The sequence below is a fragment of the Micromonospora sp. NPDC005205 genome (assembly GCF_040608275.1).
Taxonomy (GTDB): Bacteria; Actinomycetota; Actinomycetes; order Mycobacteriales; family Micromonosporaceae; genus Micromonospora.
Window position 1 is genome coordinate 61,252 of the sequence record NZ_JBEXHV010000025.1, and the last position, 26,291, is coordinate 87,542.

Sequence of the window (26,291 nt, forward strand, 5' to 3'; positions counted from 1 at the left end):
TTTGCTCTGCACCTACATGTGCACCGGGGCCTCTTTCGCGGCTGTCGCCTCGACGGGCGATCCCTCGGCCGCTGGCGCATCGGCGGGTGCAGAGCAAAGGGTGCGAGTGGCGTGGCGATCGGTGGCCGCGGCGGCACGCAGGAACTCGATCGACCGGGCTGCCACGGCCGGCGCGGCGTGCGAGTCGCGGGGCAACTCCACGGCGACCAGGCCGCGGTAGCCGGCGTCGCGCAGGGCGGCCAGCACCGGCGGGAAGTCGATCTCGCCGACGCCGAACTCCAGGTGCTCGTGCACGCCTCGGCGCATGTCGTCGATCTGCACGTTGACCAGGTGGTCGGCCACCTCGGCGACGCACTGCGGCACCGGCCAGGGCTCCAGGCACCGACAGTGGCCGATGTCGAGGGTGATGCCGAAGCGGGCCGGGTTGTCCAGTGCGGCGTGCAGCCGACGCCAGTCGGCGATGTCCTGCACCAGCATGCCCGGCTCCGGTTCGAAGCCGAGGGTGACGTTCGCGGTGTCGGCCGCGTCGGCCACTGTGGCGCAGCCGGCCACCAGCCGGTCCCAGGCGCACTGCGGTGACACCGACTCGGGTCGGACACCGGCCCAGAACGAGACCGCCTCCGCGCCCAGGTCGGCGCCGATCCGCACGGCCCGGCGGAGGAACTCGATCCGCCGGGTCGGGTCGTCGTGCAGCAACGTCGGGGCGTGCTTCTGCCACGGGTCGAGCAGGTAGCGGGCGCCGGTCTCGATGACCACCGCCAGGCCCAGCGACTCCAACCGTCGACTGACAGCGGCGACCCGGCGGGTGAGCGCGGGCGCGAACGGGTCCAGGTGGTCATGGTCCAGGGTGAGCGCCACCCCGTCGTAGCCGAGGTCGGCGATGACCGCGAGCGCGTCGTCGAGACGGTGGTTGGCGAACCCGTTGGTGCCGTACCCGAGGCGCAGCGTGGTGGCGTCGGTGGCCGGCGCACCGGGCCGTGGCTCGGGGACGCTCATGTCGGGGAGACCTTCCGGGCCAGTCGTCGACCCAGCGGCGCGGCCGCCGCGACGGCCACCCCGAGCAGACCTGCTCCACCCCTTGCGGTGAGCGCTCCCTGGAGGGCCGGCAACCCGGTGATCCCGGCGCCGACGGCCGCGCGGACCCGCTTGGCCGACGGGTCCCGGACAACCTCGACCTGGGCCGCGCCGTACCGGGCGGCGTACCACCCGGCCAGCACCGCGGGTAGCAGCGCCGCGATCGTGGCCGACCGGCTCCGACCCGCGCGCACGCCGGTCTCGTCGACGGTCTCGGCCCGGTCGGTGGCCCCGGCGGGGTTCGCGGTGCGGAAGGCGCCCGGAACAGCGACGGCGGCACTGGTGGCGACCAACGCGGTGCCGGCGAGGGTGCGCATCGGCAGGGTGGCGTCGGCGCCGGTGACCTCCCGGCGGGACAGCGCGGTGACCGTCCAGGTGTGCGCGGCGACGGTGGCCGCCGCCGGCAACGCCCGGGTGATCCGACCGCCGGACGCGCCGAGCAGCACGTCCAGCCCTCGGCAGGCGGCCATCACGGCCGGACCGGCCGCGGTGTTCTTGGCCAGCAGGTCGTACCCCCAGATGGTGGCGGCCAGCGGCACGGCGAGCGCGGCGGCGCGGCGACCGCCCACGGCGGCGGCCAGGCCCACACCGGCGGCCGTGAGGCCCGCCGCGAGACCGACCGCGACGGCCGGGGTGACCCGCCCGCTCGGGATCGGCCGCTCGGGCCGTTCCTCGGCGTCCAGACCCCGGTCGGACCAGTCGTTGGCGGCCATGCCGGCCCAGTAGAGCAGCACCGATGCGCCGGCCAGGGCGGGGGTACGCGGGCTCAGCGCGCCCGCCGCCGCGGCCCCGGCGATCACGTCACCGGGCACCGAGAGCGCGGCCGGCGCCCGGACCAGCTCGGCGAGATCAGCCAACGTTGTCATGATCACCGTCCCCGCCGTCGTGCAGTTGCCGGGTGAAGGCGGTCAGCCGGGCCCACTGCTCGCCCAGCGAGTGGGTGGGCGTGCCCAGCGGGTCCTTGAAGAAGAAGCCCAGGTCGGCCAGCGGCCCCACCTGCCCGGCGGCGTGCGCGGCGGCGGTGAGTCGGGCCAGGTCGAGCACCAGCGGCGCGGCCAGCGCGGAGTCACAACCGTGCCAGGTGAACTCCATCCGCATGCCGGTGCCGAGGAATCCACTGAAGGTGATCAGATCCCAGGCGGTCTTGAAGTCGCCCAGCTCCTCGACGTACTCGATGCGGGTGCCGCCCTGCGGGACGTAGCCCAGCGTCTCGCCGAGCACCCGCTGCTTGCTCTGCACCTTCGCCGCGTTCGCGGCCGGGTCGGCAAGGGTGGCGCCGTCACCGCCGCCGAGCAGGTTGACCCCGGACCAGGAGCCCACTGCCAGGTTGCGCATCGCGAACATCGGCGCGAGCACCGACTTGACCAGGGTCTCCCCGGTCTTGCCGTCGTGCCCGGCGTACGGCAGTCGGGCCTCCTCGGCCAGCGCGGCCAGCGCCGGCAGCCGCAGCCCGGTGGACGGGGTGAAGTCGACGTACGGGCAGCCGGCGAGCACCGCGGCGTACGCGTAGAGAGAGCTGACCGGCAGCACCTCGTCCGGGCCGTCGAGGGCGGCGCGTAGCGCGGCCGGGTCGGCGTGCGCGGGGTGCGGTCGAGGGGCCGACTCGGTGGCGGAGACGTTGACCACCACCACCCGGTCCAACTTGTGCCGCTCGCGGAAGCTGGTCAGGTCGCGGACCACTGCCTCGGCCCGCTCGGCCTGGGTGTCGCCGACCGGCGCGGGGCGCAGCTCCTGCTCGACCACGCCCAGCTCGTCGCGGAGCGCGGCGACCAACCGCCACGGGATGACACCAGCGTCCGCGAGGGCCTCGGCACGCTTGCACAGCGGAGTGGTGGCCAGGTCGTGTCCGCCGAAGACCAGGTCGGCGAAGGCCGGCAGGGCCGGGCCGCGCAGCTCGGGAAGCTCGGTGACGCAGCCGGTGGGCCCGGCCAGGCCGGCCCGCAGCGCGAGCCCCCCGACGATGCTGGTGGTCGCGACGGAACCGCGCGCTCCTACCAGCCAGACACCTGTTCGCATGGTGCTCCTTCCCCATTTCCGAGGAACCGTCGGTACCGCTAAATATAGGAATATCAGAATATGTTTCGGAAAGATACGGCCCGGTTTCGGAAAAGTTTCGGGCCGGGTGGAATGGGCCCCGTCCGCTCGCCCCGCACCGGAACAGCACCGGCTTCCGACGTCGGCGTCGGCGGCGACGACGCCGGACCGGATCCCGGCAGGTGCGAGCAGACGGGGCTGGTAGGCAGGGTCGGGTCGGCGTCTCGACCCTGCCTCCCCCGCATCCGGCCGGTCGGGGCACTGGTATGCCCCGGCCGGGCGTCTCAGGCCGCCGCGCCCACCGGAACACCGACCGAACCACTACCCGCCGGAAACCGGCGAGCGGGTGCGGTACGGGCGGGGGCGGCGGCGGGCGGTGTCATCAGGTCCTCCGGAGGTCACCGGTGGTGGCGGTCCTCCGGTGCGGCCGGGGAATCCCGGTCCGGTCGCACCGGACGACCGTCCTGCTCGTGCGCCACCGGGCCGTAGGGCCCGGCTGCACGCTCTCCGATGCCGACCTCTGTCCCGGCCACGGGGCGCAATCCGTGGCTGGTCCCTCGCCGGTCGGCTTCGGAAAGCCAGTCGGGCGATGGCGGTGCGAACACCGCCGTCGCGGATGGCCAATGGTCAGAGAGCCGCCGCGGTCAGCGTCGGTTCCACCTCGGCCCAGGAGGAGCCGAGCTCCGCCGAGCGGGCCACCGCGTCCAGCACCAGCTGGACCTGCAACGCGTCGGCGAAGGAGGGAGTCGGGTCGACACCGGTGGCGACCGCCTCGATGAAATCGCGCATCTCGTGCGTGAACGAGTGCTCGTAGCCGATGATGTGGCCCGGGGGCCACCACGCCGACATGTACGGGTGCTCGCCCTCGGTCACCAGGATGCGGCTGAAGCCCTGCTCCACAGTCGGGCGGGTCGCGTCGTAGAACTCCAGCTCGTTGAGGCGCTCCAGGTCGAAGACCACACTGCCCAGCGAGCCGTTGATCTCGACGCGCAGCGCGTTCTTCCGGCCGGTAGCGAACCGACTCGCCTCGTACGTGGCCAGGGCGCCACCGTCGAGTCGCGCCACGAAGACCGCGGCGTCGTCGACGGTGACCGTCCCGGTGGGCGCCTCGTGGCCGTCCACCGAGGCCGCCAGACCGCTCGACTCGGCGGGCAACGGCCGCTCCTTGACGAAGGTCTCGGTGACCGCGCTGACGCCGCTGATCCGCTGACCCGTGACGAACTGGGTCAGGTCGATGATGTGCGCACCGATGTCACCGAGCGCGCCGGAGCCCGCCCTGTCCTTCTGCAACCGCCAGACCAGCGGGAACTGCGGGTCCACGATCCAGTCCTGCAGGTACGTCGCACGGACGTGTCGAATCACCCCGAGCCGTCCGTCGGCGACCAACTGGCGCATCATCGTGACCGCGGGGACCCGGCGGTAGTTGAACCCGCACATCGACCGCACTCCGGCAGCCCGGGCGGCGTCCGCCGCAGCGGTCATCGCCCGTGCCTCCTCCACCGAGTTGGCCAACGGCTTCTCGCACAGAACGTGCTTGCCCGCGGCCAACGCGGCGAGAGCGATCTCGGCGTGACTGTCGCCCGGTGTGCAGATGTCGACAACGTCGATGTCATCCCGGTTGATCAGGTCACGCCAGTCGGTGGTGTACGCGTCCCAGCCGAGCGTGTCGGCGGCGTCCGCCACCTTCGCTGTGTCTCGGCCGCAGATCAACGCCATCCGGGCCCGCGCCGGCAGGTCGAACACGCGGTTCACGGTGCGCCACGCCTGTGAGTGCGCGGCGCCCATGAACGCGTAGCCGACCATGCCGACCCGCAGTTCTTTGTCTGTCGTGGACAAGGTGGGTCTCCCCCCGGTATGTCAGAACCCGAGCTTGTCGTAGCTGCTCGCGTTCTCCTTGGTGATCGTCTCCGAGGCCAGGGTCACTTCCTTGGGCACCTGCAGCTCCGTCAGGTCGCCCAGGCCCCGGCCCTGCGCGATGAGCCGCGCGAGGGAGATCGCCGACGAGGCCATCGACGGGTTGTAGGTGACGGTGGCCTTCAGCACTGTGTTGTCGGCCTTGATCGCGTCGATCGCGAGCTTGGAGCCCGCGCCGCCGACCATGAAGAACTCCGACCGGTTGGCCTGCTTGATGGCGGCCAGCACACCGATGCCCTGGTCGTCGTCGTGGTTCCAGATAGCGTCGATCTTCGGCAGCGCCTGGAGGAGCTGGGCCGCCTCGCGCTGGCCGCTGTCCGAGGTGAACTCGGCCGAACGCCGGTTCTGCACCTTGAACCCGTACGTCGCCAGGGCGGCGTTGAAGCCAGTGCTGCGCTCGACGGTCAGCGGGATCTCCAGACCGGCGATCTCGCCGATGACCGGGTTGGTGACACCCTTGTCCTTGAGCTGCTTGCCGATGAAGTGCCCGGCGGCGACGCCCATGCCGTAGTTGTCACCCTTGATCACCAGCCGCGAGGCCAGCGCGTCCGGGAAGATCCGGTCGAGGTTGACGATCGGGATGCCCGCCTGCATCGCCTGGAGGGCAACGGCGTTGACCTCCTTGCCGTCGTGCGGCAGCACGACGATGATGTCCGGCTTCTGGGCGATCAGGGTGCCGAGCGTGGAGCGCTGGGCCTCGGAGCTCGAGCCACCGTCGACCTCCTTGAACTCCACGTCGGAGTACGCGGCGGCCTGCGCCTTGGCGTTGGCGTGGATCGCGCCCATCCAGCCGTGGTCGGCGGCCGGGGCGGAGAAGCCGATGACGACCTTCTTGCCCGGGGCGTTGTTGCCCTCGGCGTTTCCGGCGGCCTTGGTCTGGGTGCTGGCGGCCGGGGTCTCGTTGCTGGTGCAGGCGGTGAGCAGAGTGGCAGCGCCCACTGCGGCTCCACCGAAGAGCAACCGGCGGCGCGACAGGTCGCGACTGTGCTGGGTCATTAATGACCTCCTGGGAGCGGGATTTGACTTATTGAGGGTGTGCGAGGCCCGGCCACCGTCGAACGTTCTCGACGTCGCCAGGACAACGGTGCGGTGCGTCAGGTTGCGGTGGTGACCCTGTTCCGCGCGAGGAGCCGAGTGACGGACTTGAACTGGAACTGCTGGACCAGGACGGCGGCGACGATGATGCCGCCCTTGACCATGTTCTGCGCCTCGATGGAGAGGCCGTTGATGGCGAAGAGGTTCGTGATGGTGGCGAAGATGATGACGCCGAGCAGCGAGCCGACGATCGTGCCCCGGCCGCCGCTGAGCAGCGTCCCACCGATGATCGCCGCGGCGATCGCGTCCAACTCGTACAGGTTGGCCATCGCCGCCTGCGCCGAGGTGGCCTGCGAGGTGAGCATGATGGCGGCGATACCGCAGCACAGACCGGAGAGCGCGTAGAGCAGCATGGTGTGCCGCCGGACGTTGATGCCGGCCAGCCGGGCCGCCTCCGGGTTACCGCCGACGGCGATGGTCCGCCGGCCGAAGGTCGTGCGGTTGAGCACCACCCAACCGGCCAGCACCACCGCGCCGAGGATGTAGACGAGGATCGGGATACCGATCACCTTGCGCGCGGCGATGTCGTTGATGAAGGTGCTGCTCGACACCTGGGTCTGCTTGTTGGAGATGGAAGCCGCGAGCCCCCGCGCGGCCACCAGCATCGCGAGCGTCGCGATGAAGGGGACCAGCCGCCCGTACGAGATGAGCACACCGTTGACGAGGCCGACGCAGACGCCGACCGCGAGGGCGGTGAAGATCATGCCGGCGGCGCCGTAGCTCTGGGTGGCCACTGTGGTGCACCAGACCCCGGCGAGCGCGACGATCGCGCCGACCGACAGGTCGATGCCACCACCGATGATCACGAAGGTCATCCCGACCGTGACCACGCCGACGACCGAGGCCAACTGGAGGATGGCCAGGACGTTGTTCCAGACCCAGTTCGGGTCGCCGTACAGGTCGGGCTTGGTGACCGCGCCGACCACGATGAGCGCAGCGAGCACCCCGATCAGGCCGAGGTTGCGCTTGGCGCCGTCGCCACCGTCACCCCGCCACCAGGAGAGCTTGCCCCCGGATCCTGCTTTGTCGCTGGCCACCGCCGTCTCCGCCGGATCCACCGGAGGCGACTGCGCCGGAAGCTGCGGGCGCTCCGGTGTCGCGGTGGGAGTGGGAGTCGCGTCGCTCATGCCGGTGCGCCTTCCATCAAGGACCCCGCCATCACGAGGTCAAGCACAGTGTTCTCGTCGAGTTCGCCGGCCGCGGCTTCGCGGACGACACGCCCTTCCCGCATCACCAGCACCCGGTCGGCCAGACCCAGCACCTCGGGCACCTCGCTGGAGACCAGCAGCACCCCCACGCCCTGAGCGGCCAATGCCCGGATGACCTGGTAGAGCTCGGCTCGGGCGCCCACGTCCACGCCCCGGGTCGGCTCGTCGAGAAGCAGCAACTTGGTGCCGCCGAGCAGCCAACGCCCGACCACCACCTTCTGCTGGTTACCGCCGGACAGCGTGCGTACCGGCCGGTCGACGTCCCGGGGCCGCAGCTCCAGGGTCTCCGCGATCCGGTCCGCCTCGGCACGTTCCTTGGCGGCGTTGGTGAAGCCGAGGCGCGCGTACCGGCCGAAGGTGGCCAGCGTGACGTTCCGGTAGATCGGCTCGCCGAGCAGCAGAGCCTGGCTCTTGCGTTCCTCCGGGGCCATTCCCATGCCGGCGCGAACCGCAGCGCCGACGCCGGGCCGCAGGACCTTCCCGTCCATCTGCACCGTGCCGGCCTCCGGGAGGCGGGCACCGTAGATCGTCTCCAGCAGTTCGGAACGCCCGGAGCCGACCAGCCCCGCGATGCCCACGATCTCCCCGGCACGCACGTTCAGCGACACGTCGGCGAACTCGCCAGTGCGGGTCAGCCCCTGCACCTGAAGCAGGTCGGCGCCGGCGGGGTCCTCGGTCGGCCGGTCCGGGAAGACGTACTCGATGGTGCGGCCGGTCATCCGGCTCACCAGGTCGCGGGTCGGGGTGTCGCGCGCCGGCAGGTTCGCCGCCGTGGTCCGGCCGTCCTTGAGTACCGTGACCCGGTCGCCGATCTCGCGGATCTCCTCCAGGCGGTGGGAGATGTAGATGACGGCGATGCCCTGCGCGGTCAGCTCCCGGATGATCCGGAACAGGTTGCCGACCTCGTCGTGGGCCAGCACCGCGCTCGGCTCGTCCATGATGATCAGTCGGGCCTCGTGCGACAGCGCCCGCGCCATGCTGACGATCTGCTTGCCGGCCGCCGGCAGGGACCGGACCATCCGATTCGGCGGGATCTCACCGTGGCCGAGCCGGCTGAGGATCTGGCGGGTGTGCCGAGCCATCCGGCCGCGCCTGACGAAACCGAAGTTGCGGTACTCGTGCCCGAGGAACGCGTTCTCCGCCACCGACAGATCCTCGACGAGGTCGAGCTCCTGGTAGATCGTGGCGATGCCCGCCTTCATGGCGGCCTGCGGGTTGGCGAACGTGGCCGGCTCACCGCGCCACTCCACCTGCCCGGAATCCGGTTGGTGCACCCCGGCCAGCACCTTGATGAGGGTGGACTTGCCGGCGCCGTTCTGCCCGAGCAGGCAGTGCACCTCGCCGGCACGCACCTCCAGCTGCACGCCGTCGAGCGCGCGTACGCCGGGGAAGGTCTTCACCAGATCGGTGAGGCGCAGGACCACCTCGCCCGCGACGGTGTCGGCGGGAGCCTCGACCAGCGGCGCCTCGGCGACGGCCTCGGCCGACGCGGTGGCGGGGTCATCCTCGGGCAGAGCCACAGTCTCCTCCTCGCTCACGACGGAATCTCGAACGGCTTCATGCGGCTTCCCCGAAGGCGACGTCGCTCGCGAGCACCGCCGCGCCGGTGACACCGGCACGGCCGCCCAGCTCGGACAGGACGACGGGAAGGTTGCCGGTGGCCAGCGGCAGTGAACGCCGGTAGACCACACTGCGGATCTCGGCGAGCAGGATGTGGCCCAGCTGGGCCAGCCCTCCACCGATCACGATCATGGACGGGTTGGTGAAGCTGACCAGACCGGCGAGCACCCCGCCGACCCGCCGTCCGCCGTCCCGGATGAGCTGGATGCAGGTCACGTCGCCCTCGACGGCGCCCTCGGCGACGTCCAGCGCGGTGACGACACCCCGCAGTGCCAGCCGCTCGGCCAGCGCCGGCGACGTGCCACTGCGGGCGGCGGCCAAGGCGTCCTTGGCCATCGCGGCGCCGCTGAACAGCGCCTCCAGGCAGCCGACGTTGCCGCAGGAGCACATCGGACCGTGCGAGTCGACCTGGATGTGGCCGATGTCGCCGGCACAGCCGTCGGTGCCCCGGTAGACCTCGCCGGTGAGGTAGATGCCGCACCCGATGCCGGTGCCGATCTTCACGAAGAGGAAGTCGTCCACCGAGTGGGCGACCCCACCGTGCCGCTCGCCGATCGCCATGATGTTGACGTCGTTGTCGACCACCGCCGGGCAGCCGTGCTCACGGCTGAGCAGCTCACGCACGGGGAACCGGTCCCAGCCCGGCATGATCGGCGGTGAGACCGGCACGCCGTCGCGGAAGCTGACCGGGCCGGGCACGCCGATGCCGACAGCGTCCAGGCGCTCGTACGCGCCGTCGACCCGGGCCTTGTGCAGCAGCTCGTTCACCCGTTGCAGGGTCACCTTCGGGCCGCTGCGGATGTCGGCTGCCTCGGCGTAGTGGGCCACCGGTTCGAGGCGGCCGTTGACCACCTCGACGTCCATCGAACTGGCGCCGAGGTCGACGGCGGCGAAGCGCAGCTTCGGGTTCAGCTCGACAAGAGTCGAGCGACGCCCACCTCGGGAAGCGGCGAGCCCCGCCTCGGCGACGTAGCCGAGCGCGACCAGGCGATCCAGCTCGGCCAGCATGCGCGGACGCGGCATCTGGAGCCGGTCGCCCAGCTCGGCCCGGGACACAGCGCCCTCGTCGCGGAGCAGCCGCAACAGGCGCACGTGCAGGGGGTCGACGGTGCGCACCTGGGCCCCCTCTTCATTGGCAGCGTTCACATCGACGCAATGTCGGTGTGTTGTGTCCGACACAGTAAGAGCGTTCCACGCCGCCTGTCCAGAGCTTCAGCCGTTCCGAGACCAACTTTTGTCCGAAAGAACAAAAGCTACTAGTCGATCAAGGAAAGGATCACGGACGGGTCGCGTCCCCTCGCCAACAGTTCCATCGACGGACACGCAAACGCCCCGCCAGCCGATCCTCGGTGGCGGGGCGATTCGCGCGGGGCCGTCAGCGACGGCCGGCAGAATTTCGCTTCTTGCGGAGCTTGCGGTCGTCGCGCAGCTCGACGTACGGCTCATCGTCGACGTCGTGACCCGCCTCGATTGCGCGGCCCCGCTCCAACTCGGCGTCGAACTCGGCCCCCAGCAGGATCGCGATGTTGCTCAGCCAGAGCCAGACCAGGAAGATGATCACCCCGGCCAGCGTCCCGTACGTCTCGTCGTACGAACTGAAGTTGCTCACGTAGAAGGCGAACAGGCCGGAGATCAACAACCAGATCACCACGGCCAGCACCCCGCCCGGGCTGACCCAGCGGAAGCCGCCGTGCCGCGCGTTCGGTGAGGCCCAGTAGAGGATCGCGAACATCAGGCTGACCAGGATCAGCAGCACCGGCCACTTCGCGATGTCCCACACCGCCACCGCCGTCGAGCCCAACCCGATCACGTCACCGACCGATTCGGCGAGACGCCCAGTGAAGACCACGATCACCGCGCTGACCAGCAGCAACACCCCGACCACCGCGGTCACGCCGAGCCGGATCGGAAGCGTCTTCCAGATCGGCCGCCCCTCCGGCACGTCGTAGATGGTGTTCGAGGCGCGCATGAACGCGCCGATGTAACCAGAGGCGGACCAGAACGCGGCCAACAGACCGATGATCGCCGCGATGCTGGCCAGGCCGCCGTTCTGCTGGGCGGTATCGATCGCACCCTCGATGATCTTCTGGATGCTGTCGTTCGGCACCGCCTGATTGACGGTGTCCTTGACGCCCTCGGTAGCACTCTTGCCGAGCAGGCCGAGGATCGAGATCAGCACCAGCAGGCCGGGGAAGATCGACAGCACCCCGTAGTAGGTCAGTGCCGCCGCCCAGTCGGTCAGGCTGTCGTCCTGAAATTCGCGGACCGTCCGGCGCAACGCCGCCTTCCAGCCACTGCCGGGCAGATCGGTGGGGCTGTCCGGGCCCGCGTCAGGCCCGACCGGCGCGTTCGCGGGATCATGCTCCCGCTCCCGCTGGGCGGAAGACTCGTCCGAGGCCATCGCCCCTCCTCTTCGTCGGTGGTGTCACCTCCGGACATGCCCCGTGAACGCGCGCACATAACCCCTACTTGTAGAGCAACCTGCCCATCCGGCGAGAGGCCACGTACAGACCGACCGCCAGCATCGCCAGCAGGTACAGCACGTCGAGCAGCCAGAGCCAACCGCCACTGCCCAGCGTGACCCCCCGGATCAGGTGCACCGACCGGTACAGCGGAGTGACCTCGACGAGCCAGTGCAGCAGCGTCGGGTAGGCCTGCGCCGGCACGAAGGTGCCGGAGAAGAGGAAGAGCGTGAACTGGGCGGAGCCCATCAGGTCGAAATCCTGCCAGCTCCGCATGAAGGTGGAGATCGCCATGCCGAGCGCCCCGAACGCGAACCCGACAAGCACCGCGGCCGGGAAGGCGGTCAACGCCCGGGTGACGCTGGTCAGGTCCAGCGCGACCATCACCCCGAGGAACGCCGCCGAGTAGGCGCTGCCCCGCAGCATCGCCCAACCCAACTCGCCCACGGCGATCTCGAACGGCCGTACCGGGGTGGCGATCATCCCGTCGTACAGCTTCATGTACTTCATCTTGCCGAAGAAGTTGAAGGTGGTCTCCGCGAGCGCCCCGGTCATCGCCGAGGAGGCGAGCATCGCCGGAGCCACGAACTCGGCGTACGAGACCAGCCGCCCGTCGGGCAGCGGCAGGTCGCCGATCAGCGCGCCGACGCCCACCCCGATGGAGAGCAGGTAGAGCAGCGGCTCCACGAAGCCGGAGAGCAGCAGCAGCCAGTAGACCGACTTCAGCGCCGCGACGTTGCGCCCGACCACCGATACCGACCGCCGGGACGCGGCGGAGACGTCGACCAGCCGGGGCAGGATCAGCGTGACCACGACACCCTCTCTGCTTGCTCCTCAGACGACGAGTTGCTCTTCAGACGACGAGCTTGCGACGGAACGCGCGCACCGCCAGCAACCAGCCGGCGACCGCCCAGGCGGCCAGGTAGAGCAGGTGCCCGACGACCGACCACTGTGCGGCGACGCCGAGGGTGGCCGCGCGGCACAGGTCCACGGCGTGCCACAACGGTGTCGCGTACGCCAGCCAGCGCAGCGCCTCGGGCAACGACTCGACCGGGAAGAACACACCGGCGAAGAGCGTCATAGGGATGACCGCGAACCGGAACAGCATCGCCAGCCAACTGTCGCTCGACACCGACGCCGCGTACGCGAAGGTCGGCGCGGCGACGGCCAGCGCGAGCAGGGCGACCACCGGCAGGGTGGCCACCGCCCACGGCGACCGCAACGCCCCGAACAGCCCGGTGACCAGGAGGAACGCCACAATCGTGGTGAGCACACGGAACAGCACGAACGCCAGGTGCCCGGCCACGATGTCACCCACCCGCAGCGGCGACGCGCCCTGCGCGAAGTAGGTCCTGACCCATTGGAAGTTGCTGAACACCGGCCAGGTCGAGTCACCGACAGTCACCTGGAGCGCGGTCGAGGCGATCAGCCCGGGGACCAACCAGTCGAGGTAACGCACCCCGCCGACGCCCTGGTCGATGTAGGCGCCGACGCCCACCCCGAACCCGAGGACGGTCAGCACCGGCAGCAGGAACGACGAGAACACCCCGGCCCGCCAGGTGCGCCGCAGACCCACCAGGTAGTGCTCGAACACCGCGTAAGCCGGCACCCAGGGGAACCGCGCCGATCCCGTCACACTCACCCGATCACCCCGCCCACCGCGCCGGCCACCACGACCTGTCTACCCAAGGGGTACGACAGACCGCCGGTCACCCTACGACGACCCCGCCGCGGTGTCGCCCGGGTTTCGCGCGGTCGGCCTGGGCCCCGTTGATCGACTCGGTTTTCAGGAATTCGCGGTGTCAGAGCCGCCCCAACACCCCGACTTCCTGAAAGCCGAGTGGATCTGGACCGCGTGGCAGCTACCTACCGGCGGACGGAGTCGGACCCGACGAACGCGCGCCACGTGTCGGGCGCGAAGACCAGCACAGGGCCGGTCGGGTCCTTGGAGTCCCGGACGGCCACCAACCCAGGCAGGTTGCTGGCAACCTCCACACAGGCACCGCCGCTGCCGTTGCTGCGAGTGCTCTTGCGCCACCGGGCACCGGTCAGATCCATGTCTCCGCCACTTCCGCGATCAGGTCGAGGGACTGCTGCTGCGATAGTGCCTCACCACGGATCGACTCCCACACCTCGACCATCTGCCGGACATACTCGGCGCGGTCGATGACCTGCCCGTGACGCTGCCCGTCCAGGAAGACCACATCTTCACCGGTGGCTGCGGTGGCGATCACGAAGGGACCATCGAGCCCAGCGTACGCACCTGCGGACAGCGGCACGACCTGGATTCGGACCCGGGGCAGGGCCGAGCCGAGCTTCACCAGGTGCCGCAACTGCTCACGCATGACTTCCGGCCCGCCGACGTGGCGGCGCAGCGCGTACTCGTCGACGACCACGCTGAGCAGCGGCGGCCGGTCCCGGGTGAGCACGCCCTGCCGATCGAGCCGGGCGGTCACCTGCTGCTCGACCTCGTCCGCCGCGAAGAGTCCGGCACCGGCCAGGATGGCGCGGGCGTACCCCTCGGTCTGGACCAGGCCCGGCACGTAGAGCGGCTCGTACCACCGCAGCGCTGTGGTCTCCTGCTCAATGCCGGCCCAGTCGCGGAACCAGGGCACCACCGCCTCACGGCTGATCCGCCGCTGGATGCGCTCGAACCGACCGTCGGCTGAGAACACGGCGTCACAACGGCGGGCGAAATCCAGACTCGGCCGGCGCTCGGATGTCTCCACCTTGGCGACCAACGCCCCGGAATAGCTCAACGCCTCGGCCAGCGCCGTCTGCGACATCCCACTGGCGGCCCGCGCCAGTCGCAACTCCTCGGCGAAGTGCTCCAGCATGGACGAACTCTCCACGGACAACCCCCGTACATTCCCGTACCGTGCCGGGCCGATTGCCGTACGCGCTGGTCGTCGGCGTGCGGAACCTCCCACAGTAGTCGGGCTCTCAGCAGACTGTCACGCAGCGGAACCGCTCACGGGATCCAGACGGCGGGCGGAACCAGGCCGGGAGCGCCCCGTGACCCCCCGATCCGGGGCGCTCCCCTCCCCACCCCCGATGGAGGTTCCCTCGTGCGACTGACCTGGTCGGCTTGTCACAGCGGCGGGCACTGATGCCCCGGTACCGCCCGCACGTCGCGGCCCGCCCGTCCTGGCGCTGCCGGGTCTGCGGGGCGGCGTGGCCCTGCTCACCGGCCCGGCTGGCACTGCTGGGCGAGTACCGAGAGGACCGGGTCGGCCTGCTCGTCTACCTCGCCACGTTGCTCTACGAGGCGGCCGGGGACCTCGCTGGGCACGACGGGCTGACCGACCGCTTCCTCACCTGGGCCAGAGCCCGTTGAGCCGCAACCGCCGGCAGATCAACGGTGGCGGCACTGTCAACGATCAGTCGCGGGCGGTCAGTCGACCAGGGTGCGGCCGGTCAGGTGCAGGAAGACATCCTCCAGGCCGCTGCGCCGGACCAGCACGTTCGCCGGCTGGAGCCCCAGCGCGGCGACTTCGGCGACCGCCGCGTCGCCGTCGGGCACGTAGAGCAGGACCCGGTCGGGCAGCACCTCGACCCGCTCCCCCAGCCCGTCGAGCTTGCCTGCGAACGGTTCCTGCGACTCGGCGGTGAAACGCAGCTCGACCACCTCGCGGGTCGAGTGCTGCTCGATCAACGCGCGGGGCGAGCCCTCGGCGACGATCCGGCCGCCGTCCATCACCACCAGCCGGTCACAGAGCTGCTCGGCCTCGTCCATGTAGTGGGTGGTGAGCACCAACGTGACGCCCTGCTGCTTGAGCCGGAACAGCCGCTCCCACACCAGGTGCCGGGCCTGCGGATCCAGCCCGGTGGTCGGCTCGTCGAGCAACACGATCTCCGGATCGTTCACCAGCGCTCGGGCGATGGTCAACCGACGCTTCATGCCACCGGACAGCGGCTCGACCTTGCTGTCGGCCCGTTCGGTGAGCTGCACGAAGTCGAGCAGCTCGGCGGCGCGCTCCCGGGCCGCCCGGCGGGAGATGCCGAAGTAGCGGGCGTAGACGGTCAGGTTTTCCCGGACGGTCAGCTCCGGATCGAGATTGTCGAGCTGGGGGCACACCCCGAGGCGCGCCCGGATGGCCGGCCCGTCAGCCACCGGATCCATGTCGAGGATGCGCAGCTCACCCGCGCTGGGTGGGGAGATGCAGCCGACCATCCGCATGGTGGACGACTTGCCCGCACCGTTGGGCCCGAGGAAACCGAACGCCTCGCCCGGGCGAACCTCGACGTCGATGCCGTCCACGGCGGTGAAATCGCCGAACCGCTTCACCAGCCCGCGAGCCTGAATCAGTGGTCGCCCCGAAGTCACCGCCCGACCCTAACCGCCCGGTCCGACACCCCTCCACGCAAATATCCGCCGGCGACCGGCCGATCACAGTGGTTTCCGTACCACCGACGGCGAAACGCCGATCGATGCCCCACCCGTCAGCCAATCGACGTGTATCGTCCTTCCGTGCCGCCCATCAGCTCGCCCGATGGTTCACAGTCACGTGCCCGACCAGCCAACTCTTCCGTTGACGGGCCCGCAGCGAGCCCCGGCGGGCCACCCCGACCGCGATCTGAAGCCGAGCCGAGCGACCCGAGCGTCGCCGAGCAGGCGACTCGGGACCTGGCCGCCCAGTTCGAGGACGAGAAACCAGGGCGGGTGCTCTCCGGGCCGGCGGGTCTGCTCCTCACCGTGGCGGCGCTGGCGGTCGGCGCTCTCGCCCTGTGGCAGGTGTTCCGCCCCCTGTCGCAGGGCAGCAAGTATTACCTGATCATCTTCCTCGCCGGCGTACTCCCGCTGGTCTTCCTCGCCTACCCGTCCGACCTGCGGCTGCCGGCCCGCCTACGCTCCCGGCGACCACGGGCCGACCGCGCCGAGGCCACCGGGAGCGACAGCGCCGAGGCCACCGGGAGCGACAGCGCCGAGGCCACCGGGAGCGACAGCGACGAGCACGTCCCGGCACCCGCGTCGGCGCGGCCCACAGTGACCGACTGGGCTCTGAGCGCCCTGGCGGTCGCGGCCTGCCTCTACCCCGTCCTCCCGATCCGGATCGGCAGCGGTGGCGGCGGCTACAACGCGTTCCTCGACCGGCAGGGCCTGCTGGTGGCGACGGATCTGGTGCTGGGCACCGTCCTGCTGCTCCTGCTGCTCGAAGCGTGTCGACGTGCCACCGGTTGGATCCTGCCGGCGGTCTGCCTGCTGTTCCTCGGGTACGGCTACTACGGCGGGTTGTTGCCGCAGTCCTGGCCGGTCGCGCACGCCGGGCTCGACTTCAGTCAGCTGGTCGACGCGTTCTACAACTCCGACAGCGGCTTCTACGGCACGCCGCTCGACGTGGCCGCCTCGTACATCGTGCTGTTCACCATCTACGGCGCGGTGCTGGAGTTGTCCGGCGCCGGGCGGTTCTTCGTCGAGTTGTCGGCCGCGGCGTTCCGACGTTCCCGGACCGCAGCCGGCCGGACGGCGGTGGCCTCGGGCTTCCTGCTCGGCACCGTCTCCGGCTCCGGCGCGGCGACGACGGTGAGCATCGGCGCGGTCACCTGGCCGCTGCTGCGCCGCGCCGGCTACCCGCCGGAGCGGGCCGGCGGCATGCTGGCCGCGGCCGGGGTGGGCGCGATCCTCTCCCCGCCAACCCTGGGTGCGGCGGCGTTCATCATCGCCGAGTACCTGGGCGTCTCGTACCTCCAGGTGCTGGGCTGGGCAACGGTACCGACGGTGCTCTACTACCTCGGCATCCTGCTCGCCGTGGAGATCGACGCCCGCCGTTCCGGCGTACGCCCGGTGGTGATCGACGTCGGCTCGCCCTGGCGGCTGCTGGCCCGGTTCGGCTACCACTTCGCGTCACTGATCGCCATCATCGTGTTCCTCGCCATCGGTGTGTCCGCGACGCGGGCCGTCGTGTTCGCCATCGTCCTCGCCGTCGTGCTCTCCTACCTGGACCGGGCGCACCGACTCACCCCGGGCCGGCTGGTGACCGCGCTCGTCACCGGCGTACGCGGCGTCCTCGCCGTCACCGCGGTCTGCGCCGCCGCCGGCATCATCACGGCGACCACCACGAAGACCGGCCTCGGGCCGCAGGCGGCGGCGCTGCTGATCGGCGGGGCGCAGGCGGCCACGTCGGACCCGACCCTGGTGCTGGTGCTCACCGCGCTGCTCGCCGCCGTCGCGCTCAGCCTGCTGGGCCTGGCCGTTCCGGTCACCGCATCGTTCGTGATCGGTTGGGTGATCGTCGGTCCGGCCCTGCTCGACCTGGGCGTCACCGCGCCGGCGGCGGCGATGTTCGTCTTCTACTTCGCGGTGCTGTCCGAGGTGTCCCCACCGACCGCGCTCGCCGCGGTGGCCGCCGCCGCGGTCACCGGCGGCCGGCTGGTGCCGACCATGTGGCAGACCCTGCGGTACGCGCTGCCGGCCTACCTGACCCCGATCGCGTTCGTCATCACGCCGGCGGGGCTCGGCCTGCTCGGCATCGGTGGCGTCCAGCGGATCGCCTTCGCCGCCGGCGTCACAGCGCTCAGCGTGGCGGTGCTCGCCGTCGCCGCCGGTGGCTGGCTGCCCGGTGTGGGCCCGGCCGGCGTACCGGAGCGGGTGCTGGGCGCTCTCGCCGGCGTCACATTGCTCTGGCTCGAACCCGTGCCGGTCACGGTCGGCGCAGCGCTGGCCGCCGTGGCGGCGGCGGGCGTGTTCGTCCGACGCGGCGCCGCCGGCCGGTCAACGTCCGGATCACCAGCAAATCCTGTGGAGGAACAACTGTGAGACGAATCGACGTACGGCTCGCGGCGGGCCTGAGCGCGCTCGCTCTCGTCGCGGTCGGTGCCGCGGGTTGCGGAGGTCAGCAGGGCGGCGCGGCCACTGACGACACGGCCAGCGAGGTCACCTGCGAGGTGACCAAGGAGACCCGCGTCGGCATCGCCACCGGCAACGCGACGGGCGTCTACTACGTGGTCGGCAACGCCCTGGCCGGGCAGCTGTCCGGAGCGACCGGCGGCAAGCTCACCGGCACCGCCGCCGAGACCGGCGCCTCGGTGCAGAACGTCGAGCAACTGGTCGGTGGCCAGTACGACGTGGCCTTCTCGCTGTTCGACACGGCGGTCAACGCGGTGGAGGGCAAGGGCAGCTTCACCGCGCCGCAGCCGGTGCAGGCGCTGACCCGCATCTACGACAACTACACGCAGGTGGTGGTCCGCAACGACTCCGGGATCACCTCGGTGGCCGACATGCGCGGCAAGCGGATCTCCACCGGCTCACCGAAGTCCGGCACCGAGGTGATCGCGAACCGGCTGTTGCAGGCCGCCGGTCTCGACCCGGCGAAGGACATTCGGGCGCAGCGACTGGACCTCACCAAGACTGTCGAGGGGATCAAGGACGGCAGCGTCGACGGCTTCTTCTGGTCCGGTGGTCTGCCCACCGGTGGCCTCACCGACCTGTTCACCACTGCCGGCGACTCGGTGAAGTTCGTCGACATCTCGCCGTTGCTGCCGAAGATGACCACGCTGAGCCCCGGCTACCAGGAAGGCACGATCGGCCGGGACGCGTACAAGACGGCGAGCGACACCCCGACCATCGTCGTGCCCAACGTGCTGCTGGTCCGCAAGGACCTTGACGCCAACGTGGCCTGCGCGATCACCCGGACGGTGTTCGACAAGCGCGACGCTCTGGCCCAGGCCAACCCGGCGGCCAAGGGGATCTCGCTGGAAAAGGCCCGCCGGACCCTGCCGGTGCCGCTGCACCGCGGCGCCGAGAAGGCGCTGAACGACCTCGGCGCGAACTGACCCGACCGGTCAGCCGTCGGCCGGAGCGGTGGCGGCGCGGGCCACACCGACCAGCCGGTCGGTGTCGGCGAGCACTGCGTCGTCGTCGGTCGGAGTGCCGGGGTCGAGTCGGACTGTCCAGGTCAGACCATCGACCCCGGCCACGCGTCGGGCCGCGACCCGCGCCGCGCCGCCGGGCACCGGCTGGTGCTCGGTGTACGCGACCGAACGGGTCACCCGGGCCCGCACCTGGTGCGGCAACTCCCCCGGGTCGAGCAGCAGGTACGTCTCGGCCGGACCGTCGGCGACCACCGTGTAGCCGTCGCGCTCGACGACGGGCTCGGCGGGGGTGACTGTCAACTGCCGGCCGGACCAGACCGCCTTGAGGATGGTGTGCCAACCGAGCCTGTGCCCTCGACCGGGCAGCCACAACCCGAGGTTGGTGGCGACCACCACCCCGTCGCCCTCACCGTTGCCGGCGGCGGCCCAGGCCACCACCCGCTCGTCGGCGGTCAGCGGCGGCCGGTCGGCCGGCGGCAGCTTCGGCTTGCGGCTGAACAGTCCCATCTAGAGGCCTCCCGCAGCCTGCTCGCGCAACGCCCGGGCGTGCTGCTCCAGGGAGAGCAGCTCACCGAAGGCGGCGAAGTACTCGTCCTTGTTGTTGACCGGGTTGATTCGCTGGATGCGTGACTTGAGGTCCCGGACCCGGGCGGTCACCGACCCGAACTGCACCCGGGCCATGGTGATCGACACGTAGCGCGGGTCCGGTTCACCGTCGATCCGCAGTGGTTCGACGGCCAACTCACCGACCAGCGCCGCTGCCGCCAGGTCCTCGCAGGCGTCGCGGACCGACTCGATCCAGACCGCGCCGCCGGTCGCCGACGCGGCACCACCGGCCGCCGCGATGGCCGTACGCACCGCGACGTGCACCGGGTGGCGGTATTCGGTGGCCTCGACCGTGTCGAACATCGGCCCGGCCAGGACCGGTTGTTGGAGGGCGAGTTTGAGCGCCTCCCGCTCGACCATCGACAGCGGGCTGTCCACCGCCGGCTCGGGGCGGGCGGAGGTTGGCCGGGCGGCGGGGGCGGCCTCGCGGGTGCCGGGCGCCGGGGTGTTGGCGGCGGCGAGCACCGCCCGCTGCACCGGCTCGATCTCCATGCCGAGGTCCATGGCGAGCTTGCGGACGTACTCCGGGCGCTTCTCCCGGTCCTTCAGGCGGGCGACCAGCGGCGCGGCGTGGCGCATCGCCTCGACCCGGCCGTCGACGGTGTCCAGGTCGAAGCGGCTGATCACGTGCCGCAGCGCGAAGTCGACGAGCGGCTCACGGCGGGCGACCAGGTCACGCACCGCCAGGTCGCCCTTGGCCAGCCGCAGGTCGCAAGGGTCCATGTTGTCCGGGCTGACCGCGATGAACGTGCGCCCGACGAAGCGCTGGTCGTCTTCGAAGGCGCGCAGCGCGGCCTTCTGCCCGGCGGCGTCACCGTCGAAGGTGAAGATGATCTCGCCGGCCACCTCGTCGCTATCGAACAGGAGCCGGCGCAGGACGGAGATGTGGTCCGCGGCGAAGGCGGTGCCGCAGGTCGCCACCGCAGTGGTCACCCCGGCCAGGTGACAGGCCATCACGTCGGTGTAACCCTCGACGATCACCGCCCGACCCTGCTTGGCGATCTCCCGCTTGGCCTGGTCGATGCCGTAGAGCACGTGCGACTTCTTGTAGATCGGCGTCTCGGGCGTGTTCAGGTACTTCGGGCCGTCGTCGTCATCGAAGAGCTTGCGCGCACCGAAGCCGATCACGTCGCCGGCGAGGTCGCGGATCGGCCAGAGCAGCCGGCGACGGAACCTGTCGATCAGGGTGCCGGAACGGGACTCCCGGGACAGCCCGGCGGTGACCAGCTCCTGGTGGGTGAAGCCCTGCTGGCGCAGGTGCTTGGTGAGCGGGTCCCAACCCTCCGGCGCGAAGCCACAGCCGTAGCGCTCGGCGGCGGCCCGGTCGAAGCCCCGGCGGGCCAGGAACTCCCGTGCCGCCCGCGCGCCGGCGGTGCTCAGTTGCGCGCTGTAGAAGTCGACGGCGGCGGCGTGCGCGGCGACCAGGCGCTGCCGCTGGCCCTGCTGCGGTCGGGGGCGCGGGGTGCCCTTGTCGTCCTCGATGTAGCGCAGTTGGATGCCGGCGCGGCCGGCCAGCCGCTCGACGGACTCCACAAAGCTGAGGTGGTCGGCGTCCATCAGGAACTTGATCGCGTCCCCGCCGGCCCCGCAGCCGAAGCAGTACCAGACGTTGCGGGCCGGGGACACGTTGAACGACGGACTCTTCTCGTCGTGGAACGGGCACAGACCCTTGAGGTTGCCGCCGCCGGCGGACTTCAGGGTGACCGTCTCGGAGATCACATCCCCGATCGAGGTGCGTTCCCGGACCAGTGCGATGTCCTCGTCCCGGATCCGCCCAGCCATGCGCCACCCCCTCGCCGTACATCCTGCCCTGCCGGACCGACGACACGCCGGCCGGGGGACGCCGGTGTGGCGGCGGCCGCTGCCGGCTGGGCGGTTCCGGCCCGCCGGCCGGGTCCGCGCGGGGACCATGACCAGATGCGCCGGGTACGTAGCCAAGCCCCCCGCCTGCCAAGATGGCTGGCCGGGCGGGTCGGGCTACCCGATCAGACCCCGGGTGCGGACGAGGCCGGACACCGGCACGCCACCTGGCTGGAGCTCTTCCTCGACCTCATCTTCGTGTACGCGCTGGCGGCGGTGGTGGCTCGGCTGGGTGACGAGCCGAGCCCGTCGCCGACCGACGTACTGGCCGTGATCGGGCTCTTCGTGGTGATTCAGTGGGCCTGGATGGGACAGGTCTACTACGACACGCGGTTCGATCCGGACGACGCGCTGCACCGGGTGCTGGTGCTCGTCGCGCTGGTGGGCGCGGGCGCGATGACACTCGGGGTCGACGAGGTGCCGGAGAGCGTCCTCCTGCCCATCGGGTACCTGATCGTGCGGGGTGTGCTGCTCCTGCTGTACCTACGGGCCCGTTCCACCAGCCCGATGGCCCGGATGGTGACGACCATCTACCTGATCGGCTTCGGATCGGGCTGGTTGATCTGGTTGGTGTCGCTGATCGTGCCCACCGAGCTGCGGCCCGTCCTGTGGATCGTCGCCATGGTGATCGAACTGTCCACGCCCTGGGTCGGGGCGCGTTGGCTCAACCGCTGGCCGGTGGACAACAGGCACCTGCCGGAACGGATCGGCCAGTTCACCATCATCGTGCTGGGTAGCGCGCTGGCCAGCCTGCTCTTCGCCGTGCCGGACCATCCCCCGCCCCACATGATCCTCACCGCGGCGTTGGCCTTCCTGATTCCGGCGGCCGTCTGGTGGGTCTACACCACATTCGTCACCACCCGCCTTCTCCAACGCCGGCTGCGCGGCGGGCAGGCGTACAGCTACCTGCACATTCCGCTCGGCGGTGCGCTGCTGCTGCTCGGCTGGTCACTCGGGCAGGTGGTCCGGCTGGTCGACGACAACGCCAACCACCTGCCGCTGGAGTTGCGGCTGCTGCTCGGCGCGTCGATGGTGATCTGGACGCTCTGCGGTCTGGCGCTGTACTGGCTGTGGACCCGGCCGAGCGCCGCCCGGTTCGCGATCGCCGTCTACGGGGTGGTCTCGGTCTCCCTGGTCACCGTGACGGTGCACCAACCGAGGCTGATGCTGTCGCTGCTCTCCCTGGCCGTCGTCGGGTACGCCGTCCTGGTCAGCCGGCGACTGGCCAAGGCCGGCCAAGCGAATCAGACGCCCGAGGGCTGAGCGGCGGCGCTCAGGCCACCCGGGCCGGCTCGGCGACGCTCGTCTCCTCGGCCGCCACCTGCTGGTTCCAGTCGGCCTTGGTGGAACGCCAGCCCTCGTCGTCCATGCCACGCCGCCAGTAGCCGGAGATGGAGAGCTGGTCGAGGGGTACGCCCCGCTCACCGCGCAGCAGCCGGCGCAACTCCCGGACGAAGGCCGCCTCGCCGTGCACGAAGGCGTGCACCTGGCCGGCCGGGAACTCCAACGCGCGCACCGCCGCGACCAGCGCCTCGCCCACCGGGCGTTCGCCACGGTGCAGCCAGGTCACCTCGACCGCCCCGGGGCTGAGCAGCTTCTGCTCCTCCGCCGGGTCGGCGATCTCCACGAAGACGTGGGCCGGGGCACCCAGCGGAAGGCGCTCCAGCGCGGCGGCGATCGCCGGCAGGGCGCTCTCGTCACCGACAAGCAGGTGCCAGTCCGCGTCCGGGTTCGGGGCGTACGCGCCGCCGGGGCCGACGAAGTGCACCGGATCGCCGGGACGCAGCGCGGCGGCCCACGGGCCGGCCAACCCCTCGTCGCCGTGGTGCACCACGTCGACGGTCAGCTCCCCGGCCAGCGGATCCCAGCGCCGAACGGTGTACGCGCGCAGCCGGGGCCACTGCTCCCGGGGCAGGTCCCGGCGGATCGCGGCGAGGTCCAGCGGCTGCGGGTATGCGACGTTCGGCTGCGGGAACACCACCTTGATGTAGTGGTCGGTGAACTCGCCCACCGGCAGGCCGACCAGTTCGTCCCCACCGAGGACGAGCCGGATCAGGTGCGGGGTGGGCCGCTCGGTGCGCAGCACCCGGGCCGAAGTGACGTTCCTGGGGCGTTCCGTCATGTCAGTTAGGTTAGCCTAAGTTGGCTCATGGTTGGCCGGGGGTGTCCCCTTGCCGACCAGGCGGGTGTGCCAGGTCACCGCCGCCGGGTCGGTGAGCGAGGCGACCTGGTCGATCACCACCCGCAATCTGGCCCGGTCGTCCGGGGCGGCCCGCCACAGCGGGACGAAGATCGGGTCGAGCCCCTCCGGGGCATGCCGGACCAGCGCGGCGACCAACTCCGCGAGCATCGTCCGCTGCCGCTCGTAACGGCCCCGGAAGCCGCTGCGACGCATCACGTACCGCAGCGCTATGCCCTTGAGTAGCGCGCACTGCGCCCGCACCAGGCGGGGCACGACCAGGTCGGCGGCGTAGCGGCGGTGCGGGCCCGGACCGAAGCGTTCCTCCGTCGCCGCCACCGCGGCGGACACGAACAGCCCGGTCACCCCGCTGGTGGTGGCCTTCAACGCGACCTGCGCGCGATGGCTGCCGTCGTAGCCGGCGAGCGGGGCGAGCAGCGGACCGGCCAGCAGGTCGACGAGCACCTCGGCCAGGTCCGCCTCGGACTCCCCGGAGTAGGCGGCGGCCACGTCGGCGCAGAGCGCGGCCCGCTCGTCGGCGTCGGTGAGCAGCGGGTGCAACGTGACATAGCCGCCGTGGATGCCGTCCTCCACGTCGTGCACCGAATACGCGACGTCGTCGGCCCAGTCCATCACCTGGGCCTCCAGGCAACGCCGGTCGCCGGGTGCGCCGGCCCGGATCCAGTCGAAGACGGCCGCGTCATCGGCGTACACCCCGAACTTGCGCTCCCCCGGCCGGCGCGGCCAGGGGTACTTGCCGATCGCGTCCAGCGACGCCCGGGTCAGGTTCAGCCCGGCGGACGAGCCGTCCGGGGCGAGCACCTTTGCCTCGAGGCGGGTCAACACCCGCAGGGTCTGCGCGTTGCCCTCGAAGCCGCCGCACGGCGTGGCGAGCAGATCCAGCGCAGCCTCGCCGTTGTGCCCGAACGGCGGGTGCCCGAGGTCGTGCGCGAGCCCCGCGACGTCCACCACGTCCGGGTCGCAGCCCAGCCGGGAACCCATCTCCCGGGCGATCTGGGCCACCTCCAGCGAGTGGGTCAGCCGCGTACGCAGGAAGTCGTCGGTGCCGGCGGTGTGTACCTGGGTCTTGGTGGCCAGCCTGCGAAACGCCGCCGAGTGCAGCACCCGGGCCCGGTCGCGCTCGTACGGCGACCGGCGATGCCCGGTGTCCTTGGGCGGCTCCTCGACCAACCGAGCCTCCGCCGCCCCCGGCTCACTTCTCACGCAGTACGCAGAACTCGTTGCCCTCCGGGTCGGCCAGCACCGTCCACTCGACGTCGCCCTGACCGATGTCGACGTGCCGTGCGCCCATGTCGACCAGGCGCTCGACCTCAGCCTCCAGATCGGCGGGGCGCAGGTCGAGGTGCAACCGGTTCTTGCGCTCCTTACCCTCGGTCACCGGCACGAAGACCAGGCCGGGCAGGCGGTCGGCGGACTGGCGGATCTCCACCTCGTCGGGCTTCTCGGTGACGACCTGATAGCCGAGCGCCTCAGCCCACCAACGGGCCAGTCGGGCCGGGTCGCGGGAGTCGACAGTCAGGCTCTCCCAGACACTCGTCATGCAGTCACCTCTTCCCGTTCGACGCGGCGCCCAATCGGCCGTGTACGAGCGAGCCAAGGTTACGCCAGCCACCACTGCCCGACCCGCTCACGACGCATCGATGAATGGCACACAACCACCGATTGGCCCCCAGTTGCCGACCGATCGCCGAGGGTTACGGTCTCGCGGTCGGAAGTCGCCACCGGTAGCGTTCCCAGCGCGGAACGTGACCAGCCGACTGACACGCAGAGCCGACCGGTGAGGGGTAACGCTCGTGGACGCAGACACGGTGATGGGACCGGAGCTACGCGGGCTGCGCCAGCGCCGACCCGACATCGCGGGCACGGTGCTCGCGGGCACCGACGGCCTGCTCATCTCCAGTGACCTACCCAGCACCGACGCCACCCATCTCGCCGCGCTCGCCGCCGCGAGTTTCGGGCTCGGGCACCGGGTGGCCGACACCGTCCGGCATGGTGAGTTCCGGGAGTCGGTCGTGTGCACCACAGCAGGCTGCGTGGTCACCTATCCGGCCGGGCGCAGCGCCCTGCTGACCCTCGTCACCGCGTCGGCGGCAGACGACCTGGAGGCGCTGCACGAGGAGGCACGGGTGGTGGCCCGTCGGGCAGGGTCGTTCCTGGACATTCGCGGCACGGGCATCGGCGCGACAGCCGTTCCGGACGCGCACGCCCCGCTGGCCACGCGTACCCCGATGGCGACCCTGCCGGCGCAGTTGCGCCGCTCGTCCCGACCGACCTGGCGTCGTCCGCCGATCTGAACGCCGGCGGCGGCCCGGTGTGCGTGGGCCGCGCGCGCCGCGGGGCCACGCGAGCGAAGAACCCCAGAGCACACTCCACCCCCCCCGACCCCCCACCTCCACCCTCCACACC

23 protein-coding genes and 1 pseudogene are annotated in these 26,291 nt (G+C 71.0%); 5 read left to right on the plus strand and 19 right to left on the minus strand.

The genetic code is table 11. The features are described 5' to 3' along the window. Positions 1-12: 12 nt before the first annotated feature. The 13 genes from ABZU43_RS30200 to ABZU43_RS30260 form a co-directional block, all read right to left on the minus strand. The gene (locus tag ABZU43_RS30200; protein ID WP_355009793.1) at positions 13-996 is read right to left on the minus strand and encodes a sugar phosphate isomerase/epimerase family protein; all 984 of its coding nucleotides are present in this window, start codon (positions 994-996) and stop codon (positions 13-15) included. Then, the gene (locus ABZU43_RS30205) at positions 993-1,940 is read right to left on the minus strand and encodes an SCO3242 family prenyltransferase (protein ID WP_355009794.1); all 948 of its coding nucleotides are present in this window, start codon (positions 1,938-1,940) and stop codon (positions 993-995) included. The genes ABZU43_RS30200 and ABZU43_RS30205 overlap by 4 nt, the downstream gene beginning before the upstream one ends. Then, positions 1,924-3,090 (minus strand): inositol-3-phosphate synthase, encoded by a 1,167-nt coding sequence (locus tag ABZU43_RS30210; protein ID WP_355009795.1) that lies wholly within the window; start codon positions 3,088-3,090, stop codon positions 1,924-1,926. The genes ABZU43_RS30205 and ABZU43_RS30210 overlap by 17 nt, the downstream gene beginning before the upstream one ends. 645 nt (positions 3,091-3,735) lie before the next feature. Next, positions 3,736-4,944, minus strand: a complete 1,209-nt coding sequence (locus ABZU43_RS30215) for a Gfo/Idh/MocA family oxidoreductase (protein WP_355009796.1) — start codon at positions 4,942-4,944, stop codon at positions 3,736-3,738. Between the two features lie 21 nt (positions 4,945-4,965). Further along, positions 4,966-6,018: a substrate-binding domain-containing protein gene (locus ABZU43_RS30220; protein WP_355009797.1), complete on the minus strand. Its 1,053-nt coding sequence runs from the start codon at positions 6,016-6,018 to the stop codon at positions 4,966-4,968. Between the two features lie 98 nt (positions 6,019-6,116). Beyond that, a complete protein-coding gene (locus ABZU43_RS30225; RefSeq protein ID WP_355009798.1) occupies positions 6,117-7,244 on the minus strand; it encodes an ABC transporter permease in 1,128 nt (375 codons plus the stop codon). Continuing rightward, the gene (locus ABZU43_RS30230; RefSeq protein WP_355009816.1) at positions 7,241-8,749 is read right to left on the minus strand and encodes a sugar ABC transporter ATP-binding protein; all 1,509 of its coding nucleotides are present in this window, start codon (positions 8,747-8,749) and stop codon (positions 7,241-7,243) included. Before ABZU43_RS30230 ends, ABZU43_RS30225 begins: the two co-directional genes overlap by 4 nt. Positions 8,750-8,882: 133 nt before the next feature. Next, positions 8,883-10,061 (minus strand): ROK family protein, encoded by a 1,179-nt coding sequence (locus ABZU43_RS30235; protein WP_355009799.1) that lies wholly within the window; start codon positions 10,059-10,061, stop codon positions 8,883-8,885. Positions 10,062-10,320: 259 nt separating this feature from the next. Beyond that, complete coding sequence (locus ABZU43_RS30240) at positions 10,321-11,346, minus strand: YihY/virulence factor BrkB family protein (protein ID WP_355009800.1); 1,026 nt, start codon at positions 11,344-11,346, stop codon at positions 10,321-10,323. 64 nt (positions 11,347-11,410) lie between these two features. After that, entirely contained in the window at positions 11,411-12,220 is an 810-nt protein-coding gene (locus ABZU43_RS30245; RefSeq protein ID WP_355009801.1) for an ABC transporter permease, read from the minus strand. A gap of 40 nt (positions 12,221-12,260) precedes the next feature. Continuing rightward, positions 12,261-13,049 (minus strand): ABC transporter permease, encoded by a 789-nt coding sequence (locus tag ABZU43_RS30250; protein WP_355009802.1) that lies wholly within the window; start codon positions 13,047-13,049, stop codon positions 12,261-12,263. A 224-nt stretch (positions 13,050-13,273) separates the two neighbouring features. Then, complete coding sequence (locus ABZU43_RS30255) at positions 13,274-13,465, minus strand: DUF397 domain-containing protein (RefSeq protein ID WP_355009803.1); 192 nt, start codon at positions 13,463-13,465, stop codon at positions 13,274-13,276. Continuing rightward, positions 13,456-14,244 carry a helix-turn-helix transcriptional regulator gene (locus ABZU43_RS30260; protein ID WP_355009804.1) on the minus strand — a complete coding sequence of 263 codons (789 nt, stop codon included), beginning with the start codon at positions 14,242-14,244 and terminating at the stop codon, positions 13,456-13,458. The genes ABZU43_RS30255 and ABZU43_RS30260 overlap by 10 nt, the downstream gene beginning before the upstream one ends. 272 nt (positions 14,245-14,516) lie before the next feature. Between ABZU43_RS30260 and ABZU43_RS30265 the strand changes: the two genes are divergently transcribed. Next, entirely contained in the window at positions 14,517-14,744 is a 228-nt protein-coding gene (locus ABZU43_RS30265; RefSeq protein WP_355009805.1) for a flavin reductase, read from the plus strand. A 57-nt stretch (positions 14,745-14,801) separates the two neighbouring features. On the opposite strand, the gene ABZU43_RS30270 is transcribed toward ABZU43_RS30265, so the two are convergent. Further along, positions 14,802-15,734: an ABC transporter ATP-binding protein gene (locus ABZU43_RS30270; RefSeq protein ID WP_355009806.1), complete on the minus strand. Its 933-nt coding sequence runs from the start codon at positions 15,732-15,734 to the stop codon at positions 14,802-14,804. Positions 15,735-15,878: 144 nt separating this feature from the next. Between ABZU43_RS30270 and ABZU43_RS30275 the strand changes: the two genes are divergently transcribed. Together ABZU43_RS30275 and ABZU43_RS30280 are read left to right on the plus strand one after the other, a co-directional pair. After that, on the plus strand, positions 15,879-18,164 hold the full coding sequence (locus ABZU43_RS30275) for a TRAP transporter fused permease subunit (RefSeq protein ID WP_355009807.1): 2,286 nt from the start codon (positions 15,879-15,881) through the stop codon (positions 18,162-18,164). Next, complete coding sequence (locus tag ABZU43_RS30280; RefSeq protein ID WP_355009808.1) at positions 18,161-19,180, plus strand: TAXI family TRAP transporter solute-binding subunit; 1,020 nt, start codon at positions 18,161-18,163, stop codon at positions 19,178-19,180. Before ABZU43_RS30275 ends, ABZU43_RS30280 begins: the two co-directional genes overlap by 4 nt. Before the next feature lie 9 nt (positions 19,181-19,189). On the opposite strand, the gene ABZU43_RS30285 is transcribed toward ABZU43_RS30280, so the two are convergent. Beyond that, positions 19,190-19,726 (minus strand): hypothetical protein, encoded by a 537-nt coding sequence (locus tag ABZU43_RS30285; protein WP_355009809.1) that lies wholly within the window; start codon positions 19,724-19,726, stop codon positions 19,190-19,192. After that, positions 19,727-21,629, minus strand: a pseudogene (gene dnaG, locus ABZU43_RS30290) (DNA primase). A gap of 113 nt (positions 21,630-21,742) precedes the next feature. Here dnaG and ABZU43_RS30295 point away from each other — a divergent pair. Then, positions 21,743-22,948 carry a low temperature requirement protein A gene (locus ABZU43_RS30295; RefSeq protein ID WP_355009810.1) on the plus strand — a complete coding sequence of 402 codons (1,206 nt, stop codon included), beginning with the start codon at positions 21,743-21,745 and terminating at the stop codon, positions 22,946-22,948. A gap of 10 nt (positions 22,949-22,958) precedes the next feature. Here ABZU43_RS30295 and ABZU43_RS30300 read toward each other — a convergent pair whose 3' ends face one another. Genes ABZU43_RS30300 through ABZU43_RS30310 form a run of 3 tightly spaced genes read right to left on the minus strand, consistent with a single transcriptional unit; the run spans position 22,959 to position 25,425 of the window. Next, positions 22,959-23,807 carry a siderophore-interacting protein gene (locus ABZU43_RS30300; protein WP_355009811.1) on the minus strand — a complete coding sequence of 283 codons (849 nt, stop codon included), beginning with the start codon at positions 23,805-23,807 and terminating at the stop codon, positions 22,959-22,961. 15 nt (positions 23,808-23,822) lie between these two features. After that, positions 23,823-25,088, minus strand: coding sequence for a deoxyguanosinetriphosphate triphosphohydrolase (locus ABZU43_RS30305; RefSeq protein WP_355009812.1), 1,266 nt, complete (start codon positions 25,086-25,088; stop codon positions 23,823-23,825). Beyond that, positions 25,078-25,425: a VOC family protein gene (locus ABZU43_RS30310; RefSeq protein WP_355009813.1), complete on the minus strand. Its 348-nt coding sequence runs from the start codon at positions 25,423-25,425 to the stop codon at positions 25,078-25,080. The genes ABZU43_RS30305 and ABZU43_RS30310 overlap by 11 nt, the downstream gene beginning before the upstream one ends. A 253-nt stretch (positions 25,426-25,678) precedes the next feature. Between ABZU43_RS30310 and ABZU43_RS30315 the strand changes: the two genes are divergently transcribed. Continuing rightward, the gene (locus ABZU43_RS30315) at positions 25,679-26,179 is read left to right on the plus strand and encodes a roadblock/LC7 domain-containing protein (protein ID WP_355009814.1); all 501 of its coding nucleotides are present in this window, start codon (positions 25,679-25,681) and stop codon (positions 26,177-26,179) included. Positions 26,180-26,291: the final 112 nt, after the last annotated feature.

What these genes read in the sequence shown, in the direction of transcription:
- ABZU43_RS30220 (WP_355009797.1), bottom strand. Translation starts at nt 6,018, where the DNA reads ATGACCCAGCACAGTCGCGACCTGTCGCGCCGCCGGTTGCTCTTCGGT.
- ABZU43_RS30295 (WP_355009810.1), top strand. Translation starts at nt 21,743, where the DNA reads ATGCGCCGGGTACGTAGCCAAGCCCCCCGCCTGCCAAGATGGCTGGCC.
- ABZU43_RS30240 (WP_355009800.1), bottom strand. Translation starts at nt 11,346, where the DNA reads ATGGCCTCGGACGAGTCTTCCGCCCAGCGGGAGCGGGAGCATGATCCC.
- ABZU43_RS30285 (WP_355009809.1), bottom strand. Translation starts at nt 19,726, where the DNA reads ATGGGACTGTTCAGCCGCAAGCCGAAGCTGCCGCCGGCCGACCGGCCG.
- ABZU43_RS30260 (WP_355009804.1), bottom strand. Translation starts at nt 14,244, where the DNA reads ATGCTGGAGCACTTCGCCGAGGAGTTGCGACTGGCGCGGGCCGCCAGT.
- ABZU43_RS30210 (WP_355009795.1), bottom strand. Translation starts at nt 3,090, where the DNA reads ATGCGAACAGGTGTCTGGCTGGTAGGAGCGCGCGGTTCCGTCGCGACC.
- ABZU43_RS30265 (WP_355009805.1), top strand. Translation starts at nt 14,517, where the DNA reads ATGCCCCGGTACCGCCCGCACGTCGCGGCCCGCCCGTCCTGGCGCTGC.
- ABZU43_RS30310 (WP_355009813.1), bottom strand. Translation starts at nt 25,425, where the DNA reads ATGACGAGTGTCTGGGAGAGCCTGACTGTCGACTCCCGCGACCCGGCC.
- ABZU43_RS30255 (WP_355009803.1), bottom strand. Translation starts at nt 13,465, where the DNA reads ATGGATCTGACCGGTGCCCGGTGGCGCAAGAGCACTCGCAGCAACGGC.
- ABZU43_RS30205 (WP_355009794.1), bottom strand. Translation starts at nt 1,940, where the DNA reads ATGACAACGTTGGCTGATCTCGCCGAGCTGGTCCGGGCGCCGGCCGCG.
- ABZU43_RS30225 (WP_355009798.1), bottom strand. Translation starts at nt 7,244, where the DNA reads ATGAGCGACGCGACTCCCACTCCCACCGCGACACCGGAGCGCCCGCAG.
- ABZU43_RS30200 (WP_355009793.1), bottom strand. Translation starts at nt 996, where the DNA reads ATGAGCGTCCCCGAGCCACGGCCCGGTGCGCCGGCCACCGACGCCACC.
- ABZU43_RS30300 (WP_355009811.1), bottom strand. Translation starts at nt 23,807, where the DNA reads ATGACGGAACGCCCCAGGAACGTCACTTCGGCCCGGGTGCTGCGCACC.